We start from the raw sequence: 19,481 nt of genomic DNA on the forward strand, positions 1-19,481 counted from the left end.
GGCGGGCCGGTATCCCAGGGACGTTGACAGGGTAACCAACCAAGCGCATGCTCGTTTTCGGCGGGTGGGCCGAATCGGCTCGCCCCTGTCGGAAGGGATCACCGATGCGACCTGCCTCACCGGCCTCCGACGACCTCACCCCCCGCGGGCGCAGCCGCCGTTCCCTGCTCATCGCGGGCGGGATCGTGGTCACCGGCGCGGCCCTCGGCCAGAACCCGGCCTACGCCGACGCCGACTACGACGTGGTGGTGGTCGGCTCGGGAGCCGCCGGGATGACCGCGGCCCTGACCGCCGCCAAGCGCGGGCTGAGCACGGTCGTGCTGGAGAAGGCGCCGACGTTCGGCGGGTCGGCGGCCCGGTCGGGGGCGGGCATCTGGATCCCGTGCAACGAGGTGATCCTCGCCGCCGGCGTGCCGGACACCCCGGCCAAGGCCGCCGCCTACCTCGCCCGCGTGGTGGGCGACACCGTCCCGGCGGCGCGGCAGCAGGCGTTCCTCGCCGCGGGACCGGAGATGATCTCCTTCGTGATGCGCAACAGCCCGCTGCGCTTCCGATTCATGGACGGCTACTCCGACTACTATCCGGAGTTCCCCGGCGGCATGCCGGGCGGGCGTTCCATCGAGCCCGACCAGTTCGACGGCAACCTCCTCGGGCCGGAGCTGGCCCGGCTCAACCCGCCGTACATCCCGACCCCGGCGGGCATGGTCGTCTTCAGCGCCGACTACAAGTGGCTGACGCTCGCCCTGGTCAACCCGCAAGGAGCGGCGGTGTCGGCCGCGTGCCTGCTGCGCGGCACCCAGGCCGCGCTGCGCGGCGAGAAGCCGCTCACCATGGGCCAGGCGCTGGCCGGGGGACTGCGGGCCGGGCTGCTGGCGGCCGGCGTCCCCGTGTGGCTCAACACCCCGCTGCTCGACCTGCACGTCGAGAACGGCCGCGTCGCGGGCGTGGTCACCTCGGCCGGGCTGGTCAGGGCCAGGCGCGGGGTGATCGTCGGTTCGGGCGGGTTCGAGCACAGCGCCGCCATGCGCGCCGAGTTCCAGCGCCAGCCCATCGGGACGAGCTGGACCGTCGGCGCCAAGGAGAACACCGGCGACGGCATCGAGGCCGGTGAACGGGCCGGGGCCGCCCTGGACCTGATGGACGACGCCTGGTGGGGGCCGGTCATCCCGCTGCCCGACGAGCCGTACTTCTGCCTGGCCGAACGTACGCTGCCGGGCTGCGTCATCGTCAACGGCAGCGGCCGCCGCTTCGTCAACGAGGCCGCCCCCTACAGCGACGTCGTGCACGTCATGTACGACCGCAACACCGCGTCCGACCCGCACATCCCCGCCTGGCTGATCATCGACCAGCAGTACCGCAACAAGTACCTGTTCAAGGACCTCGCCCCGCTGCTGCCCTTCCCCGACTCCTGGTACGACAGCGGCGCCCTGTTCAGAGCCCCGACGATCGAGCAGCTCGCCCGGAAGATCGGCGTGCCCGAGGCGGCCCTGCGCGCCACGGTCACCCGCTTCAACGGGTTCGCCCTGACCGGACGCGACCCCGACTTCCACCGCGGCGACAGCGCCTACGACCACTACTACGCCGACCCGTACGTGCGGCCCAACCCGTGCCTGGCGCCGCTCTGGCTGCCGCCCTTCTACGCCTTCAAGATCGTCCCCGGTGACCTGGGCACGAAGGGCGGCCTGCGCACCGACGCCCGCGCCCGCGCCCTGCGGGCGGACGGCTCGGTGATCCCCGGCCTGTACGCGGCCGGCAACGCCAGCGGCGCGGTCATGGGCCACAGCTACGCCGGCTCCGGCTCGACGATCGGCCCGGCCATGACGTTCGGCTACATCGCCGCCAACGACCTCGCCGCGACGCGACCGTAAGATCCCCGCTGTGACGGCCCATCGCCTGTCCGCCACCGAGGTTCCCGAGACCCGCAGCCCCTTCTTCAGACCGCTACCGGGACGGGATCCTCCTTCAGCGTGCGCAGCGGAGAAAGCCAGAGCGTCAGTGGAGCCGCCGCGACCAGGATCGCGGCGACCAGCAGAGTGGGCTGCATGCCGATCAGCTCGGCCAGCGCCCCGGCTGCCAGCGCGCCCAGCGGCGCGGCTCCCCACGACAACCATCGACTCGTCGCGGCCAGCCGTCCCTGCATCTCCCTGGGGGTGAGGAGCTGCCGTAGGGTGCGCTGACTGATCTGCAGCACCAGCGCGCCCACCAGAAGCAGAGTCCAGCCGACGCAGACGATCACCGCGCCCGCCGGCCCTGGCGCGACGAGCGCCAGTGGCAGGTCGCCTACGACATAAACCAGCGAACTCCAGAGCACGATGCGCGTGATCCGGCACGCCGCGATCAGCTTCTGAGCCAGCACACCGCCCAGCAGCCCGCCCAGACCGCTGATCCCCAGCACCAGGCCGGACACAGATCGCCACGGCTGCTACGAAGAACGAGATCGCGTCGGCCAGCATCGCCTTGACCGCGCCGAACAGATCCACCAGAAATCCGCCGAACGGCGCCCCCACCGTGGCCGCGCCCATCATCGCGGTGCTGAGCTTCGCGTTGCCCTCGGCGAGGTTCTCCGGACCGAGCAGCGTCAACGGGTAGCTCTGGTAGACCGGGTTGAAGAAGGTCTCGCAGACGCCTGCGATCGCGGCGACCGCGTACAGCTGCCACAGCGTCAGCCCTCCGAAGATCCCCGCGACGGGTATCGACGCCATCGCCGTCCCGGCGATCAGATGCGTCGAGATCATCACCGGCCGCTTGCGCCACTGGTCCGCCAGCGCCCCGGCCGGCAGCGAAGCGAACAGCACCGGCAGCTTCCGGGCGGCGGCGACCACCCCCCATCTCGAACGGTGAAGCCCCTAGCACCACCCCAGCCACCAGCGGCAACGCCAGCATGGTGACCTCTGCGCCCAGCAGGCTGGAACTCTGGCCACTCCACAACAGGACGAAGTCCCGGTTACCCCATAACGATCTTTTCCCCGGCATCCGAGGCACTGTAGTGACTCCCACCCGGTCTCGCAGGCGGCCTGCTCATCTCCCCGAGGCGCGTGGTCGGCATGTGGTGGGTGGCGCGTCCGACGTGAGCAAGCCCATCAAGCGTGAGCCCACCCGCATCAGCTCTCCTTCCCTTGGCGATGATCACGGCGAGGAGACGGCGAGCAGTCCGGCGCTCAGGACGCGGCGTGAGCGGGGGCGTGCTGGGCGTCGCCCAGCCGGAACTGCCGGCCCTGGTAGCGCACACCACGGCGCCGTCCGGACGCCGGGTGACCGACTCGATGCCGGCCCCGGGCAGCGTCACGCCCCACACCCCCTCGCCGAGGTCGCCGCTGAGGTCGACCAGCTTGGGCAGCACCAGCAGGGCAGCGACCCGGGCGACCTCCAGGCAGGCGGCGGCCCGGCCGGCTTCTTCGCGGAGCTGCTCCCGTAGCCGGTCGGCCTCCACGCACCGCTGGTCGGCTCGATCGGCGGCGGTGTCCGGTACGGCATGCTCAACGAGATCGTGCCGCCGAATGGGTACGTGCTCGGCCGCTCGGTGCTCAACATCTCGGTCGGCGGCGACGTGGGTGCCCAACGGCCTGGTGGCGGGCTGCGAGGCGCTGTTCGTGTCCTACGCGCAGCGGTCCGCCGCCGCGGAAGGCGATGCAGGCGGCCGGCGCCACGCCGGCCGGGCTGCTCGCGCGATGCCTGCCGCGGATGCGGCGATGGCCGGGATCGCGGAGCCTCGCTCGCTGTCGATGCGCTGCTTAGCGCCGCCCTGCGCCTATCGTCGAACGGACCCCGCCGCCCGGACCACAACCGGCGCCTGAACCACCTTGAGAAACAGCAATAAGAGGAATAACTGTGGAATCATACGAGTCACCGAGGTTCTGAACCGGCCGCTCAGTCGCGGACTGCTGGCCCGCGACGTGGCTCGCCTGGCCAATGTCGCCAAGGACGGCACACCCGCAACATCCCGATCATCCTCGCCTGGAACGGCACGACGCCCGCCGCCGCGCCCGCGCACCGCCTGCTCCTCCACGTACGTGCGCCAAGGCTGATCGACTTCGAGACCACCCTGCCGAGCGCGGTCGAGGAACTCATCCGCCGGCGAGCCGAGCGTCAGTCCGCCTGAGCGCCCGCACGAGAATCCACGCGCGGCTCCCTACGCGCAATGAAGAGCCGACAGATACACGAAAGGCATAGTCAGTCATGAGAAAGCTCATAGTTCAGCAGTGGACCACCGTCGACAACATCGCCGCTGAGGAGGACGGCGGGCTCAGCTTCGTCTCCGCCGGGCCCTTCTCCACAACCAACGACATGGCGTTCAAGGAACGCGTGATGGGGTTCGTCGACGCGGTCGACACGTTGGTTCTCGGCGCGAACACCTACGCCCAGTCCACGGGCTGGGCAACCGCCGAGGACCAGGGCGAATACGGCGAGAAGCTCAACAACCTCACCAAGTTCGTCGCCTCCTCCAAACTGGAAAAGGCGCCCTGGGGAGACTTTCCCGCCGCGACCGTGACGCGCGACCCGGCCGCCACCGTCCGCGAGCTCAAGCAGCAGGGCGGCAAGGACATTTGGCTGTGGGGCAGCTTGACGCTGATGAACTCCCTGCTGGAGGCCGGACTCGTCGACGAGGTCACCCTGCTGGTCTGCCCGGTCTCACGCGGCAAGGGAAGGCGCGTTTTCGAGGATCGGCAGGACCTGAAGCTGATCGAGGCCACCTCGTTCGACAACGGCGTGGCAGTTCTGCGCTACGAGATCACCAGATAGCCGGAAGGTTCTACAGCTATCTGGTGATCTACTCGGGCCTGCTCTGTCGAAGGGGACGCCGCCGCCCAAGCCACAACCGACCGCTGCGCCGGCAGTGACCGAACTCTCCTGAACCGACGCTGAGAAACAACAATGAGAGGAATCGGCGCTGGGGTGACGGCAGGGCGACCGATGCCCACGCAGGACGACGTGCTCCGGGTACTTCAACACCCTGTCGAACGGGGGACGGTGGGGCGACGATGACGAGCTCGGCACTCTGCACCACATCACCGACGACGTCCGACCGACGGCGGCGCGGGCCCGGCGCCACGGCAGGAGCGTGTCGTGCGCGAGGGAGGACGCCGTACCGCGTCGGCGGCGAACTCGGGGGCGGCGCGGCCGTAGACCTTGCCCATCTCCATGATGCCGTGACCGGCGATCACGGTTGCCCGATACGTAGGTAGACGCCCCGGGGTGCGTCCCATTCGCCGCTGTTGCCATGCGGGATGAACGAGCCGGGCCCCAGCGACTCGCGCAGAAAGCTCGTGGACAGCTGGGTGAGGATCGTCCCCGCCTGTGCCACGCTGACCAGGCCGCCCCTGCCCATGCAGTCTTGGGAGCTTGAAGTACGCCGCCGGTGTCCTTACCGGCAAGGGCGAGGCATCTGGGCTGCCGCCAACGCCTGTGGCGCCTGCCTGACGAACCGCAGGCGATGGGACATCAGGTCAGCGAATGTTGGTGGTCACGGTGGAGGGCGCCGGCGCTTTGATCGACACCTTGCCGCCCCATCCCGTATAGCGGCTGTCCACGGTGGTGGTGTAGGGGGTGCCGTCCTCTGTGATCGTGTAGCTGGATGTCACTCGGCTGACCAGGCCCGCTGAGGACAGGGTGAGCTTGTAGGAGATCTTCACACCGTCGTGCTCGTTGCCGAGCCTGGCGGCCGACACCCAGGTCGAGACCGCCTTGAGCTCCTTGACCGTGATCGAGCCGGAGACGGTGCCGCCCTTGGTCGTGCCGTTCTTGAGCAGCCGGGCCAAGGTCTTCGCCTCGGCCGGGTTGATGAACTGCGACCACGAGTCGGGCATGCCGCGGTTCTTTTCCTTGAACCAGGTCTTGCCCTCGGGCAGCAGGCCGCCGATCAGGCCGCCGGAATAGTAACCGGTCTTGCCGATGCCGAGGACGCGTTGCTGTTCGTCGCCGTCCTTCAAGGTGATGTCGAAGGCGGCGATGCCCTTCTTACCGAACTGGAAGGCGCCTTTGAGGTCGCGGGCGCCCCGCTCGTCGGTGCCGTCCATCCACGTGACGCTGCCGGTGAACCGCACGCCGTGCCCGGGCACGGTCGTCGCGTTCAGTGCTTTGACCGGGTCCTTGGGTGCCGCGTGTGCGGGCAGCGCGGGCACGGTCAGCGCGGCGAGGGCCGCGATGGCGAGGAGTGCTTGCTTCATGGCAGGTGATCATGCCCGACAGCGGCGACAACCTGGAGCCCTGGATCATCCGCGACCGCGCATCGTTATCCCGATGATGCGGGGGAGTGCACGAGGGCCTGCTGCCCGGCGATGGCTGGCGGCACACAGCCACAGGAGCTCCGCACCGTGACGCGCCCCGGCTCATGCGGTCGCTCTGCATGCCTTACGTGCTGACAACATCATCGCGCTCTTACGCCGTGCCGGGAGTGCAGATGCACGCCACGCTCGCCATCAACGACATAAAGCATCGAAAGTCCACCAACAGGCCGACGCGGTCTGGATGCGCCGAGGCGAACGCGGCCAGTTCCGCATTCACCGACACCCGAACCTCCTGCACGGCGGCATAGGGCGTTGTCCGGCACAGACGCGCGCGGCCTTCCGCTCGGGCGCGCTGTTCGGCGACCGGTAAGCCGAGCTACCGGATGCCATGACAGCTCGCTCTCAAGAACGATGCCGGCTTCAGTTGCGCTGTTGCGGGGCCGTTTGCCATGGCAGGCGATTCTCAAGCTCCACCTCCAAGGAGAAGCTGAGAAAGGTCCGGACTATCACGATGAGCGCGAGGACGCCGACACTGGCAAAGGTAGGAGCCACGGCCACCGTCCGGATGATGTCACCGGCCACGAGGAACTCCAATCCGAGCAGGATGGCTCGGCCCAATCCCTGCCGATATCCCCGGTAGGCTTCGTAGAAGGGCCCTTGCCGGCTGATGGTCCTGAAAGCGAAGCCTACGGTGGCCACCAAGGCGCCCAGCACGATGAGGGCGACACCGGCCACGTCAACCGCCTGGCCGACCAGTTCCACGACATTCGCAAAACTCGTGTCCATGTCATGCCTCCCGGCCGGGACCCATAGAAACTGGCTTTCGTGCGATTCCCCGCCACGGGCACGACAAGAGGACCATAGACGTCAGCATGTACGCCTTGAACCAGCGATGACCCAGCCTTTCACTTGTCTTATCTATAACAGTGAGCCTTTTTTTATCCTGGGCTCGCTCTCACCCCCCCCGCCCAGATCGCCTCACCACTCGCCCGGCGGCCGTACGACCTCCGGCACGCAGCCGTCTCGCTCTGGCTCAACGGCGCCGTCTCGGCTCCGGAAGTGGCCGCCCGTGCCGGCCGCCACGGGGTGAACGTCCTGCTCAGGGTCTATGCCAAGTGCATCGACGGCCAGGAGGAGATCGTCAACCAGCGGATAGCGGATGTGCTCACCGCATGAGATCGCGATCGGCGCCACTCGAAGAGCTCCGGTTTCCCGGGGGCCTTTCGGCGTTGCAGGGGCCACGTCATCCCGCGCATACTCCGGATCATGGGCCTCGACCTGGGGAAACGTCCCCAGATCCATCCCGCGTATTCCCGCGACCACCTACGAACGGCCGCTCAGGGCTGCATCTGGCAGCACACCCCTGAAACGCAGAAGAGGCCCCGAAGGGCCTCTGAGCTGCTGTTCCTGCTGGTGGCAGGTGCAAGCTTCGAGCTTACGTAGGCTGATTCGACGGTTCTACAGGCCGACGTGCGACCGCACTGCCCGGTCAATCAATCGGACTTGCGGATTTGCAGCATTCTCGTCGAGTTCGATCTCGAACGGATCGCCGTCGTACCCGATCAGTTGGGCCAGAGCTCCGCTGTCCCGCTCAACCAAACCACGTTCGCGGACATGCTTGCGCTACTGATCAGCGCTCGCCTTGGCCATGTCCATCCTGTCACCGTAAACCGCCCAAGCCGCTCGGGTGGAACCACAACAGCAGCTCGACAGGCATCGTGTGAGCTCGCGCCACGGCGCGCATCCCCCTGTTGACCCTGTAGCGCCCGCCGGTGTGACATGTGGTCATTTCGTGATCGAATTACTCTGCGTCGATCTTGACGTAAGGGGGGCCAACACGGGTATATCTTGTCGCTTCTCGTACTGGTGAGCGATACAGGAGAGCTATGTTGTCACTCCGGCGATCCGGCAGCGATACGTTGCAGACCCGTCCCCCATACTTCCGATTAGCCCGTCGCCTGTTGACTTGTGCCGCCGCCGTGGTCACGGTGGCGGGTTTGCTCGTCGCGCCCGCCACCGCCGCCGACTCCTTCACCGCCCTCGGGGTCTACCCCCAGAGCATCACCCCTGACGTGACCACCGGGGCCGGCAAGGTGTTCGTCTCGGTCGGCGATCAGATCACCGTCTCGGACACCCAGGGCTCGCTCACCGGCGCCATCACCGGCCTATCGGGAGTCAAGGGCCTCGTCACGACACCCGACGGCACTCGTCTGTACGCGGCGCTGAGCGGCTCCAACCAGGTCGCCGAGATCGACACCGGCTCCCTCGCCGAAATCCGGCGGATCGACCTGGCGGCGTACCTGTGCCCCTCGACTCTCTCCATGGCCGGCGGCCGGCTCTATGTCGGGTACGGCTGCAGCTACGAGAGCAACGGCGGTGTCCTCAGTCTTGACGTGGCTGCGGCCTCGCCCGAGCCCATCCCAATCGAGGCGCGGCTGTTCAACACCCCACTGGTGGCTGCGGCAGGGCAGACGCTGGTGGTCGGCATCACCGGGCTCTCTCCCGGCGCCCTCCGCATCTGTGACATATCCGGTGCCGATGCCACCTTCCGCGGAGTCGTCAGCGGCCACACGTACAGCCTGAGCAATCTGCAGGACATCTCCATCTCCACAGACGGCTCGACGGTGTACTCCGCCTTCGGCGCTCCAGCGAGGTACGACGCTTGGAACACCGCTGACATGACCCTGATCCGGAGCTACCAACTGGATGTCGGAAGCCGCGGCGGCGCCAAAGCGGTCGCGGTCAGCCCGGACGGCGCTCGCCTCCTGGGCGTGACATCGTCCGAACTGGGCGTAGCCGTGTACGACACGACCACGGCCGAGAAGACGTTCACGTACAAGGACCGTCTCTTCGAGATATTCGCGGGGAGCCTCGTCTTCACCGGCAGGGACGTCTTCGGCGTCGTGCGTGAATCTGGCAACGCCTCCGGCAGGATTCACCTGCTGCGATTGCCCGACGTGACTCTCGCGGCCTCGACCCTGACCCTGACGGCCCCGGCCGCTGGAACCATACTGCAGCCGCTCACCCTGGTGGGCCGGCTCTCCTTCGCCGGAGGCGCAACCCCGGGCGAGCGATCCGTAGTGGTGACGCGCCGTCTGCCAGACGGCACCCGCCAGCCACTCCCCGAGATCACGACCGCCACGGACGGCACCTTCAGCATCACTGACACCCCGCAGGTCAGCGGCACCATCACGTACGACGCGCTCTGGGACGGCAGCCCGGATTTCCGGTGGAGCAGGGCGTCGGCCGCCGTCACCATCGCCAAGGTCAGGTCCTCCGTCAGCTGGGCTCCCGCTCCCGCGACGACCCTCTTCGAACCGTTCACCTGGGACCTCCGCCTGTCCCTGGCAGACGGCTCGGCTCCCGGCGCGCAACGCGTGGTGGTGACCCGTCAACTCCCGGACGGCACCATCGAGCCCCTCCCCGAGATCACGACCGCCGCGGACGGCACCTTCAGCATCACTGACACCCCGCAGGTCTCCGAGATGATCTGGTACGAGGTGAGATGGGCCGGTGACTCGGTGTACGACGCAGCGAGGAGCTCACACGGCTTGATGGTGGCCAAACTTCCGGCCACTCTCCAGCTCACGGGGCCGGAGACGACAGTCGTCGGCAGGCGCATCGAACTGAGCGGCAGGCTGGACACCGGCGACAGGCTTCCATCGTCGGGAACCAGCATCACGGTGCACCGCACCGTTACGAATCGCAACGGCACCGTCACGACCACGCTGCCATCACCGCCGCTCGCGGGCGACGGGTCGTTCAGCTTCACCGACACACCGCAAACCAGCGGCGAATACACCTACACCGTCAAGTGGGCCGGAGACGCCATCTTCCTGCCCGCAGAGCACAGCCACGTGGTCGTGGTCCGAGGTCCGCTGAGCTAGGTGTACTGGCCACGGACGTTGGTGACAGCGACACGGCCAGATGAGCTTGAAATGGGTGAGGGCCTCGTGGCGTGGTGTGAGTCGACCAAGATTCACATCCGCCGGAGGCCCTCATGCCCCACCGTAATCCGGATGACGTGCCGGAATCGCGCATCGCGTGGCGCGATGGATCCCCTGCTCGACCGTGATCGCCTGACAGAGACCGATGAAGGGTCAGCGGGCAAACGTGACACCCGCATCCCATCCACAGCTCGAAGCCGGCAACCCAGTGGGCGGTATTCCGCCTTGTGCGGGAAGCGCGGCATGCCGAAAACCTCGTCACCAGGCCGAAGCGGTGACCTCGAGGCCCACGGCCTCGACCACCCCGGACACGTCCCAGCCGAGGATGGCGGGCGGGTCGCCCAGCAGCCTGTCGACCGTCCGTGACTTCCAGCCCGTGGGGTGGACGCCGACGGCGTGCACCCGTACCAGGACCTCCGTCGGCATCGGCTCAGGACGCTCCACCTCGGCCAGCGTCAGCACCTCGGGCCGCCCACGGGCTCTTGAATGATCGCGCGCACCCGCGCCGTCGTGTCTTCGCTCATGGGGGAACCCTTCGTGAAAGAGGGAATGAGCGCGCAGCCCGTCGTTGTGTGGGTTCTTGGACTCTTCTCGCAGGTCAGAGTGAGATGATCTTTCAGGCATGGAAGGCATGTTGACTGGCTCCTCACACCTTGGTGCGAGGAGCCAGCCGCTCCCGTGGGCATTTGGCGATCTCGGACGCCTTGACCCCTTCGGAAGGGGCCGGCTGAGTCGCGTCAGCAGTTCGACGGCGCGCTCTTCAGCCAGCAACGCTGCGTCGTGGTCATCCCTGGCTCCTTCACCGCAGCAGCCCGGTCATGCCGCCGACCAGGGCGCGCAGGAGCGGATCGCGGCCCGCATCCCGCCCGAGGTGACGGGCCGGTCAGCCGGTGAAGGGTTCCAGTGCGAAGCGGCCGATCGCCACGAAGGCGGCCAGGGCAAGGTAGCTCCCGTCCACCAGCGCGGCTATGGTCTCGCCACGGCGGATCCGCATGATCACGGCGCCGGTCATGAGCAGCGTCAGGCTGCTGGCCGCCAGCGGTACCAGAATCGGCGCGATGCCGAGCAAGGCGGGCAGGATCAGGCCCACGGCACCGAGGATCTCGAGTGCTCCGATGGCCTTGAGGGTGCCGGGCTTGAAGTCGAGGACCCAGCGCGCGGCGTTGCCCATCTGGGCCATCTTCTCCCGTGGGACGAACAGCTTCCCGAAGCCGGAGAACAGGTAGATGGCGGTCAGCAGGCCGGTGATGATCCATAGTGCGATGTTCATGAGTCTTCTCTTCGGCAGAGTGTCTGGGGGTGGCGGCCGCGGGGCGGACCCGAGGTCCCGGGTCCGCCTGAGAGCCTGAGGGGGAATGTCCGCGTCAGCCGAACTGGCCGGGCTGGTACTCGCCGCCGGGCGTCCGGGTGATCACGTTCAGCCGGTTGAAGGCGTTGATCGTGCAGATCAGCGCTACCAGAGCCATCAGCTGATCCTCGTCGAAGTGCTTGGCCGCGTTCGCCCACGCCTCATCGGTGACGCCGCTGGAGTCGGCGAGGCGGGTGCCCTGATCGGTGAGTTCCAGCGCCGCCCGCTCCGCCTCGGTGTAGACGGTCGTCTCCCGCCATGCCCCGACCAGGTTGATCCGCACCGCGCTCTCGCCGGCGGCCGCGGCGTCCTTGGTGTGCATGTCGAGGCAGCCGCCGCAGCCGTTGATCTGGCTGGCGCGGATCTTCACCAGCTCCTGCACCGCCTTCGGCAGCGCCGAGTCGGTGATGACCTTGTTCGACGAGATGATGTGCTTGGCCCACTTCGATCCGACCTCGTTGGCCATGGGGTTGATCCGGGTTTCCATCTCAATCTCCTTCGTCTTCGGATACTTGCACCACTACGACGAAGCACCCCGCCGAGACGTAACAACCCCATGCGGCGGACGTGCGCTACTCGGGTCGCGCGGGCAGATTCATGGCGTCGAGGAGCTTGCGGTCGCTCACAGTCAGGAGCTCGACGATCAGGCCGTCGACCACGGTGCACCCCACCACGCCGAGCACCTTGCCTTTCGCACCCCAGGCCACGAACCCGGGCTCGCCGTTGACCAGGACCGCCAGCGCCGAGGTCATCGACCGGATGCCGCGCAGGATCGGACGGGCCACCTCGGCCGCCCCGACCGTGGTCAGTACGCCCTGCGGGTGGTACGTGCGCCAGGTCACCTTCGGATCGAGCAGCCGTACGAGCCCTTCGAAGTCCCCGTTCCGCGCCGCGGCAAGAAATGCGTCGACCACGGCGCGCTGCCGCCGCGGCTCCTCCTCTGGCAGCGAGGTGCCCTGCACCTTCCGGCGGGCCCGGCTGGTGAGCATCTTGGTCGCGTCGGTGGACCGGCCGATGATCTCGCCGATCTCGGCGAAGGGCACCGCGAACATGTCATGCAGGACGAACGCCAGCCGTTCGGTGGGCGTGAGGGTGTCGATCACCACCAGCAGTGCCAGCCCGACCGATTCGGCGAGCATCGCGTCTTCCTCGGGCGCCGCCCCGCCGTCCACGGTCACCACCAGCTCGGGCAGCCGGTCGTCGTACGGCAGCTCGGCCCGGGTTGTGCGCGAGCGCAGCACGTCGAGGCAGACCCGGCCGACCACGGTGGTCAGCCAGCCGGCCAGGTTGTCGATCGCGGCCGCGTCCTGTCGCGCCAGCCGGATCCACGCCTCCTGCACCGCGTCCTCGGCGTCCACCCGCGACCCGAGCATCCGGTAGGCGACCGCCACCAGGCGCTCGCGCTGCTGTTCGAAGGCTTCCGCCAGTGCTTCGTGCGGACCTGATCCGGTCATGTCGTTACCTCCCTTGCGCGAATTCCGTCATGGTCATGACGAGCCCGAAGGTGCCGAGGTAACCGTTCGGCGTGCGTCCTGATGGGAGACCGCAATGTCACAGGGATCGGGTCGCCGGCGCCTCACGGTCGTCAGGACGCTGCGCAAACGATCCACGCGCCTTGTGGAACTTACCGCTGACCTCGAATCGCCCGGACGACTGGTCGAGTGACGCGATCGTCACCGACCGGCCCCCGACTCAAAGAAACCCAAGGAGATCCCAACCATGATCCTGGTAACCGGTGCCACCGGAAACGTCGGTTCCCACGTCGTCCGCCAACTCCTGGAGGAGGGTGAGAAGGTCCGCGTCATGACCCGTAACCCCAGTGGCCATGCGTTCCCGGACGCGGTCGAAGTCGTGACCGGCGACCTGACCCAGCCGGAAACCCTGTCCGAGGCACTGTCCGGCATCGAGCGGACCTTCCTGTTCCCCGTTTTCCATGGGGTCGACGGATTCCTCGATGTGGCCGAGCGAGCCGGCCTGCGGCATGTCGTGATGCTGTCCTCGGTGTCCGTCACGTGGCCAGAGCCCGGCTGGGTCGGCGAGGTGCACCTGCGGCTCGAACGATCCGTCGAAGCGTCCGGGTTGGCGTGGACCTTCGTGCGGCCCGACGGGCTCACGACCAACGACCTGGTCTGGGCACCCCAGATCATCGACGGCGATGTCGTACGCGGACGCTACGGCGAGGCCGCGACGGCCCCGATCGACCCGCGTGACATCGCCGCGGTCGCCGTCCGCAGCATCCTCGACGGCCGTATCGGCGAGGGGTACTCGGTGACCGGGCCGCAGTCGCTGACCCAGATCGACCGCGTGCGCGTCATCGCGGAGACCATCGGGCGGCCGTTGCGGTGGGAAGAGCAGTCCGAGGACTGGTTCCGGGACGAGATGGCCCGCGCCGGCATGCCCGCACCGGGGATCAACGATTACATCGACGCGCTCACCGCGAGAGTCGGCAGGCCCACGGAGGTCCTGCCGACGGTCGAACAGGTCACCGGGCGACCGCCCTTCCCCTACGCACAGTGGGTCGCCGACCACGCCGCCGCCTTCGGCTCGGCGTCGGCCTGACCGGCGGGCGGCACCCTGCGGCCTCCGCGCACGTCCCGGGCAGAACCATCCGGGGCGGGCCGTCCTTCGTCTTCGTGCTCATGATGTCGCCGGGCATGAACGGCGACGATTGACTCGACCACACTCAAGATCATGGACAACGGCGATGTCGCCGTACGTCATCTACGTGCTCAAACGGACTGTCGTTCTACATCGGTTGGCGGGCGGGCTTCCCGGCGATAGCGCGGACGGGCGTTGTGGTGAGTTGACGGACGGTGACGAAGGCCGCGGCGAGGTCGAGGTAGAAGTCCACGACGCGGCCGTTCTTCTCGGTGCTTCGGCAAAGCTTGCCGAAGCCGTTCATCCAGGAGGGTGGGTCGGCCGCGCAGCGAAGTGTCAGCGTTGAGCTGGTCCTTTTCCGCGCGGCCTCCCGCCGAACCGGACAGATCATCACCTCCGCGACGTCGTCATCGGCCTGCGTCCAACCCATGACGTCGCGCCGTGATGCCTGCCGACGGCAGTGATGGCCGCCTCGGCGCCGTCGCAGAGCTCGGCGATGGCCTGGGCGCGATCGGCGGTGAAGCGGATCTGCTGCTTATGCAGCAGCGACAGCTCCCGCGAGGCGGCCATGCGGATCTCGGCCATGGCGTTGAAGACGTTCATGGACGCCTTCGCCTCGGTCCCGTCACTGGCTACGCGGGACTGGGCTGCCAGCGTATCCCGCTCGCGGCGCAGAGCCTCGTCGTGTTCGCGCTGCCGCCGGGCTGCGGTCACCGCGGCGGCCGCAGCCCGGTCGGCCGCATCGGCGGCGGCCTGGCGGGTCGACCGTCGTGGACCTCCCTGACCATGACCGCGGCCATCATCGCCATACGGCTGCTGATAACACCGGCCTGTGGGCACGGCCCGAGCAGCGGCCGGTGCACCAGCACGCGGCCTGACATCGCCCGGGACACGAGCCGAGGGCTACGCCGCCTCCGCCAGGGAGTCGAAGTCGATCTCGGGCAGGTCGGGATCGAAGTCCTCGGGTCTCAGCCACAGCACATCGGTCGCGTACATGCCCAACCGGCTGATGTGCGCGGTCAGGTAGGGGGAGAGCGATGTCTTCGGCGGTGATGTCCTTGCACGGCTGGCGAATGGCGTGAGGCCGTCCGCGCGCAGCGCCTTTGATATTGATGTGGCGGGTCATCACCGCGGTGAGGCGAAGGTGGGCGCGGATGACGGTAAAGCTGTTGTCGCGGCTGTGGCACGCACGTTTGAATCAGCAGGCGACCATGGCCAACTGCGGATTAGTCGGAAAGGAGGAGGCGCTTCATGAGTGAAGCGTTCTACTCGCACCCGAGGCTGTACGACCTGATGTTCCCGGGCGGCGGGCCCGCAGTCGACTTCTACCGGGCCGAGGCCGATCGGCAAGGCGGGCGTGTGTTGGAACTCGGGTGCGGCACCGGGCACAAGCTGATCCCCATCGCTTCCGACGGGCATCCGTGCGTCGGCCTGGACTTCTCGTCAGAGATGCTGGCTGAGGCTCAGCGTAAGGCGAACGAGCGTGGCGTAGCTGTGGAATGGACGCAGGGCGACATGCGGGCCTTCGATCTGGGCCGCACATTCGACTTCGTGTTCATCACAGCCAATTCCCTGCTGCATCTGCATGAGGCTGAGGATCTGGTGAGCTGCTTTCAGTCGGTCCGAAGGCACCTGGCACCTGGAGCACGGTTCGTGTTCGATGTGTTCAACCCGAGCGTGCACATGCTTGCCGAAGCCGATGGCGTGCGGCGCACCCGGGAGTCGTTGTCGTTCATGGATCCTGCCCGTGGCAATGTCAGCGTCGACGTCGCCGAGATCTATGATGCGGCCGCGCAAGTCACACGCGGGACGTGGCACCTGTCGACTGACTCCGAGCCCGACTTCGTCGTCGCACCGCTCGAAATCAGGAGCATCTTCCCGCAGGAACTGCCGCTGCTCGTCTCGCTCGGCGGCCTTCGGCTCGTCGAGCGCTTCGGCGGCTGGTCCGGTCAGCCGTTTGCCATGGACGCGCCACTTCAACTCTGCATCTGCGAGCCCGCGTGATCGAAGGCGGGAGCACAGTCTCGGCCGAGCAGAACTCTCCCTGGCGAACGACACGCGTCCCGCACGGTTGCGTCCACGGAAGTGGTGTACGAGTTTGGCCTGGTCACAGGCGTGGCGTCGTGAAATGAAGACGGCCATCGAGTGATCCTTCGAGTAGCTAGATCAAGATCGAAGGAGAACCAGTCGATGGCCGCAGACAACAGTGTGACGCCTGCTCAATGGCTCGCGAGGCAGATCGAGACCGACGACCCTGACATGTTGCGATCCATGGTGAAGACCATGGCCGAAGCGTTGATGTCGGCCGAGGCCGACAGCCTGTGCGGGGCCGCCTACGGCCAACGCAGCGAGGAGCGGACCAACTCCCGCAACGGCTACCGGGCGCGTGAGTGGGACACCCGCGCAGGAACGATCGAGCTGGCGATCCCGAAGCTGCGTTCCGGCTCCTACTACCCGGACTGGCTGCTGGAGCGACGCCGACGGGCCGAACAGGCGCTGATCAGCGTGGTCGCGACGTCCTATCTGCTCGGCGTCTCCACCCGGCGGGTGGACAAGCTGGTCGAGCAGCTGGGCATCAAGCACATCTCCAAGAGTCAGGTCTCGCAGATGGCCAAGGTGCTGGATGAGCAGGTCGAGGCGTTCCGGACGCGGGCACTGGACGCCGGCCCGTACACCTTCGTCTGGCTGGACGCGCTGACCCAGAAGGTGCGCGAGGGCGGCCGCACGATCAACGTGCACGCGCTGGTCGCCACCGGCGTCAACGCCAACGGCCAGCGCGAGGTCCTCGGCCTGGACGTCACTTCGGCCGAAGACGGCGCCGGCTGGCTGGCGTTCCTGCGCGGCCTGGTCGCGCGCGGCCTGTCCGGCGTCCAGCTGGTCGTCTCCGACGCCCACCGCGGCCTGGTCGAGGCCATCGGCGCCGCCCTGCCGGGCGCGTGCTGGCAGCGCTGCCGCACCCACTACCTGCGCAACCTGCTGACCTGCGTGCCCAAGTCGGCGCAGCCGTGGGTGGCCACGCTGGTGCGCACCATCTTCGACCAGCCCACCTCCGAGCAGGTGCGCACCCAGCATGCCTGGGTCATCGACGCCCTGGAGGCCAAGTACCCGGCCGCGTGTGAGCATCTGGACGCCGCCCGGGAGGACCTGCTGGCCTTCGCCGCCTTCCCGCGCGAGACCTGGCGGCAGATTTGGTCCAACAATCTCCACGTCCGTGGACGTGACCGTCCCGCACCGTCGACAGGCACTTCCACAGCCCGCGTCGTACCGGGGGTGCCGGTAACGAAGCGCCGGCCAGCCAGTTCACCAAGAACATCAGCGAGTAAGCGCGGTCGAGCCGGCTGCTGCTGGTGGATCCGGTCAGTCGGCGCAGCGAGTTCGACAAGCTGGTTCCGGACCGCCCCCATCCAGCTCACCGGCCTGGCTCTCATTCTGCGCGAATGGAGGAGGCGGACGTGCCCGCGATGGTCGAGCTGTTCGACGACCCCGCCGTCGACCGGTGGACGCCGCTGCGCGCCCCCTTCGACGAGACGGCCGCCCGCGCCTACCTGGACCGGGCCCGCGTGCATCGGGCCCAAGGCCGCGGGCTCCAGCTCGCCATCACCACCGACGGCCGCCGGCCTCTCGGCGAGATCCTGCTGTTCCCTACCGGCGCTCCTGGCGAGGTGGAGCTGGCCTACGCCGTCGGCGCCGCGCACCGCGGCCAGGGGCTGGCCGGCCGCGCCGTGCGGCTGATCACGGACTACGCGTACGACAGCCTGGCCGCCACCCGCGTGATCCTGTGCATCTCCGCCGGCAACCTCGCCAGCGCCGGGGTCGCCCGCGCCACCAGCTTCCAGCTCACCCCGGCGCCGCCGATCAGCCGCGCGGGCGCCCGCGACCCTCTGCACACCTGGCTGCACCATCGCGGCCGGCCCGTTGCCGGGCCCGCCGCGACGCGAGAGTCTGGGGTCGCGTCCGAGCCCGTACCGAGGACGACGTGACACGGTCGTGGTGCGTACGCACGGCGGCCCCGACGACTGCGGAGATGACGTGAACCTCGATCCCATTCCCCAGGACCAGCTGACGTTCCGCCTGCCGCCCACGTTCGACGACGTCGAGGCCGAGCGGCGGCACCGCCAGGAGCGGCTGGTCGCCGCGCTGCGGCTGTTCGGCAGGTTCGGCTTCGAGGAGGGCGTGGCGGGGCACATCACCGCCCGCGACCCCGAGCACCCCGACCACTTCTGGGTGAACCCGTTCGGCATGAGCTTCAAGCACATCAAGGTCAGCGACCTGATCCTGGTCAACCACGAGGGCCAGGTCGTCCACGGCAGATACCACGTCAACCAGGCGGCCTTCGCCATCCACTCGATGATCCACCAGGCGCGCCCCGACGCGGTCGCCGCCGCCCACTCCCACTCCGTGTACGGCAAGGCGCTGTCCTCCCTCGGCACCCCGCTGGAGCCGCTGACCCAGGACGCCTGCGCCTTCTACGAGGATCACGGCCTGTTCGACGACTACACGGGTGTGGTGCTGGAGACCGAGGAGGGGCGCCGTATCGCCGCCGCGCTGGGCTCGCACAAGGCCGTCATCCTGCGCAACCACGGCCTGCTCACCGTGGGTGACTCCGTCGACGCCGCCGCCTGGTGGTTCATCACGATGGAGCGCTCCTGCCAGGCCCAGCTGCTGGCCAAGGCGGCGGGCCCGACCGTGTCCATCGATCACGACCAGGCCAAGCTCACCCACGGCCAGATCGGCAACGACCTGGTCGGCTGGATCAACTTCCAGCCGCTGTACGACCAGATCGTCCGCTCCGACACCGACATGTTCGACTGACCGCGGGAGCCGCTTCCTCCGCCGAGGTCTGCGGGCTGGGCAGATATACGATGTCCAGCCCGCAGAATCGCCATGAGGAGAGACGTGAACCTGGCTGATCAGGGCGACGCATTCGCCGCCTTCTGGCGGGAGCGGCATCTGTGCACGCTCGCCACCGCCCGCCCCGACGGCCGTCCGCCGCACGTCGTGCCCGTGGGCGCGACGCTGGACCTGGCCGCCGGCATCGCCAGGGTGATCACCTCGGGCACCTCGCACAAGGCGAGGCTCATCGGCCCGGAGGGGGCGCCGGTCGCGCTCTGTCAGGTGGACGGCCGCCGCTGGTCGACGTTGGAGGGCCGGGCGGTGCTGCGGACCGAGCCGGAGGAGGTGGCCGAGGCGGAGCGGCGCTACGCCGCCCGTTACAGGCCGCCCCGGGTCAACCCGTCGCGGGTGGTCGTGGAGATCCAGGTGACGCGCGTGCTGGGCAACGTGTGATCACCGTCGTGCCGGCGGAGGCGGCCTGATCCCCCTCGGAACACGAGATGTTGGGTGTGACTTTTCGATCGCCCCTAT

The 19,481-nt window shown here is 68.1% G+C and carries 19 protein-coding genes and 2 pseudogenes; 9 read left to right on the forward strand and 12 right to left on the reverse strand.

Annotation, left to right across the window (positions count from 1 at the left end; translation table 11 throughout):
- Window positions 1-104: 104 nt before the first annotated feature.
- Window positions 105-1,868, forward strand: a complete 1,764-nt coding sequence (gene kstD, locus BMW85_RS42190) for a 3-oxosteroid 1-dehydrogenase (RefSeq protein WP_091092955.1) — start codon at window positions 105-107, stop codon at window positions 1,866-1,868.
- A 65-nt stretch (window positions 1,869-1,933) separates the two neighbouring features.
- Here kstD and BMW85_RS42195 read toward each other — a convergent pair whose 3' ends face one another.
- The 3 genes and pseudogenes from BMW85_RS42195 to BMW85_RS42205 form a co-directional block, all read right to left on the reverse strand.
- Window positions 1,934-2,407, reverse strand: a complete 474-nt coding sequence (locus tag BMW85_RS42195; RefSeq protein WP_091092956.1) for an MFS transporter — start codon at window positions 2,405-2,407, stop codon at window positions 1,934-1,936.
- 52 nt (window positions 2,408-2,459) lie between these two features.
- Window positions 2,460-2,822: pseudogene (locus tag BMW85_RS52685) on the reverse strand (MFS transporter); the annotation flags it as partial.
- Window positions 2,823-2,944: 122 nt separating this feature from the next.
- On the reverse strand, window positions 2,945-3,430 hold the full coding sequence (locus BMW85_RS42205; protein WP_091092958.1) for a hypothetical protein: 486 nt from the start codon (window positions 3,428-3,430) through the stop codon (window positions 2,945-2,947).
- 746 nt (window positions 3,431-4,176) lie between these two features.
- Here BMW85_RS42205 and BMW85_RS42220 point away from each other — a divergent pair.
- Window positions 4,177-4,740, forward strand: coding sequence for a dihydrofolate reductase family protein (locus BMW85_RS42220; protein ID WP_091092961.1), 564 nt, complete (start codon window positions 4,177-4,179; stop codon window positions 4,738-4,740).
- 266 nt (window positions 4,741-5,006) lie between these two features.
- Here the strand turns inward: BMW85_RS42220 and BMW85_RS48975 are convergent, their stop codons facing one another.
- The 3 genes from BMW85_RS48975 to BMW85_RS42230 all read right to left on the reverse strand — a co-directional run bounded on the left by BMW85_RS48975 (window position 5,007) and on the right by BMW85_RS42230 (window position 7,010).
- Window positions 5,007-5,162, reverse strand: coding sequence for a hypothetical protein (locus tag BMW85_RS48975; protein WP_177241151.1), 156 nt, complete (start codon window positions 5,160-5,162; stop codon window positions 5,007-5,009).
- A gap of 282 nt (window positions 5,163-5,444) precedes the next feature.
- Window positions 5,445-6,164, reverse strand: a complete 720-nt coding sequence (locus tag BMW85_RS42225) for a hypothetical protein (RefSeq protein WP_091092963.1) — start codon at window positions 6,162-6,164, stop codon at window positions 5,445-5,447.
- A 480-nt stretch (window positions 6,165-6,644) separates the two neighbouring features.
- Complete coding sequence (locus BMW85_RS42230; protein WP_091092965.1) at window positions 6,645-7,010, reverse strand: DUF1622 domain-containing protein; 366 nt, start codon at window positions 7,008-7,010, stop codon at window positions 6,645-6,647.
- Window positions 7,011-8,221: 1,211 nt separating this feature from the next.
- Here BMW85_RS42230 and BMW85_RS42240 point away from each other — a divergent pair.
- Complete coding sequence (locus BMW85_RS42240; RefSeq protein WP_143082596.1) at window positions 8,222-10,111, forward strand: hypothetical protein; 1,890 nt, start codon at window positions 8,222-8,224, stop codon at window positions 10,109-10,111.
- A gap of 318 nt (window positions 10,112-10,429) precedes the next feature.
- Here BMW85_RS42240 and BMW85_RS42245 read toward each other — a convergent pair whose 3' ends face one another.
- From BMW85_RS42245 to BMW85_RS42260, 4 genes are all read right to left on the reverse strand, one after another.
- Window positions 10,430-10,633, reverse strand: coding sequence for an alcohol dehydrogenase catalytic domain-containing protein (locus tag BMW85_RS42245; protein ID WP_091092968.1), 204 nt, complete (start codon window positions 10,631-10,633; stop codon window positions 10,430-10,432).
- Between the two features lie 421 nt (window positions 10,634-11,054).
- Entirely contained in the window at window positions 11,055-11,441 is a 387-nt protein-coding gene (locus BMW85_RS42250; RefSeq protein WP_091092970.1) for a DoxX family protein, read from the reverse strand.
- Between the two features lie 94 nt (window positions 11,442-11,535).
- The gene (locus BMW85_RS42255) at window positions 11,536-12,006 is read right to left on the reverse strand and encodes a carboxymuconolactone decarboxylase family protein (RefSeq protein WP_091092971.1); all 471 of its coding nucleotides are present in this window, start codon (window positions 12,004-12,006) and stop codon (window positions 11,536-11,538) included.
- A gap of 85 nt (window positions 12,007-12,091) precedes the next feature.
- Window positions 12,092-12,973 carry a sigma-70 family RNA polymerase sigma factor gene (locus tag BMW85_RS42260; RefSeq protein WP_091092973.1) on the reverse strand — a complete coding sequence of 294 codons (882 nt, stop codon included), beginning with the start codon at window positions 12,971-12,973 and terminating at the stop codon, window positions 12,092-12,094.
- A gap of 265 nt (window positions 12,974-13,238) precedes the next feature.
- Here BMW85_RS42260 and BMW85_RS42265 point away from each other — a divergent pair, with 265 nt between their 5' ends.
- Window positions 13,239-14,078, forward strand: coding sequence for an NAD(P)H-binding protein (locus BMW85_RS42265; protein WP_091092975.1), 840 nt, complete (start codon window positions 13,239-13,241; stop codon window positions 14,076-14,078).
- Window positions 14,079-14,265: 187 nt separating this feature from the next.
- On the opposite strand, the gene BMW85_RS48980 is transcribed toward BMW85_RS42265, so the two are convergent.
- Together BMW85_RS48980 and BMW85_RS42270 are read right to left on the reverse strand one after the other, a co-directional pair.
- The gene (locus tag BMW85_RS48980; protein ID WP_143082598.1) at window positions 14,266-14,547 is read right to left on the reverse strand and encodes a hypothetical protein; all 282 of its coding nucleotides are present in this window, start codon (window positions 14,545-14,547) and stop codon (window positions 14,266-14,268) included.
- A complete protein-coding gene (locus tag BMW85_RS42270; protein ID WP_091092977.1) occupies window positions 14,508-14,831 on the reverse strand; it encodes a hypothetical protein in 324 nt (107 codons plus the stop codon). The genes BMW85_RS48980 and BMW85_RS42270 overlap by 40 nt, the downstream gene beginning before the upstream one ends.
- A gap of 537 nt (window positions 14,832-15,368) precedes the next feature.
- On the opposite strand from BMW85_RS42270, the gene BMW85_RS42275 reads away from it, so the two are divergent.
- From BMW85_RS42275 to BMW85_RS42295, 5 genes and pseudogenes are all read left to right on the forward strand, one after another.
- Entirely contained in the window at window positions 15,369-16,121 is a 753-nt protein-coding gene (locus BMW85_RS42275) for a class I SAM-dependent methyltransferase (protein WP_091092979.1), read from the forward strand.
- Between the two features lie 186 nt (window positions 16,122-16,307).
- Window positions 16,308-17,318: pseudogene (locus BMW85_RS42280) on the forward strand (IS256 family transposase); the annotation flags it as partial.
- Window positions 17,319-17,578: 260 nt separating this feature from the next.
- On the forward strand, window positions 17,579-18,097 hold the full coding sequence (locus BMW85_RS42285) for a GNAT family N-acetyltransferase (protein WP_245775401.1): 519 nt from the start codon (window positions 17,579-17,581) through the stop codon (window positions 18,095-18,097).
- Between the two features lie 49 nt (window positions 18,098-18,146).
- On the forward strand, window positions 18,147-18,929 hold the full coding sequence (locus tag BMW85_RS42290; RefSeq protein ID WP_091093133.1) for a class II aldolase/adducin family protein: 783 nt from the start codon (window positions 18,147-18,149) through the stop codon (window positions 18,927-18,929).
- A gap of 84 nt (window positions 18,930-19,013) precedes the next feature.
- Window positions 19,014-19,403 (forward strand): pyridoxamine 5'-phosphate oxidase family protein, encoded by a 390-nt coding sequence (locus BMW85_RS42295; protein WP_393186187.1) that lies wholly within the window; start codon window positions 19,014-19,016, stop codon window positions 19,401-19,403.
- The last annotated feature ends 78 nt before the right edge of the window (window positions 19,404-19,481 follow it).

Source organism: Nonomuraea wenchangensis (genome assembly GCF_900111685.1).
Lineage (GTDB): Bacteria > Actinomycetota > Actinomycetes > Streptosporangiales > Streptosporangiaceae > Nonomuraea > Nonomuraea wenchangensis.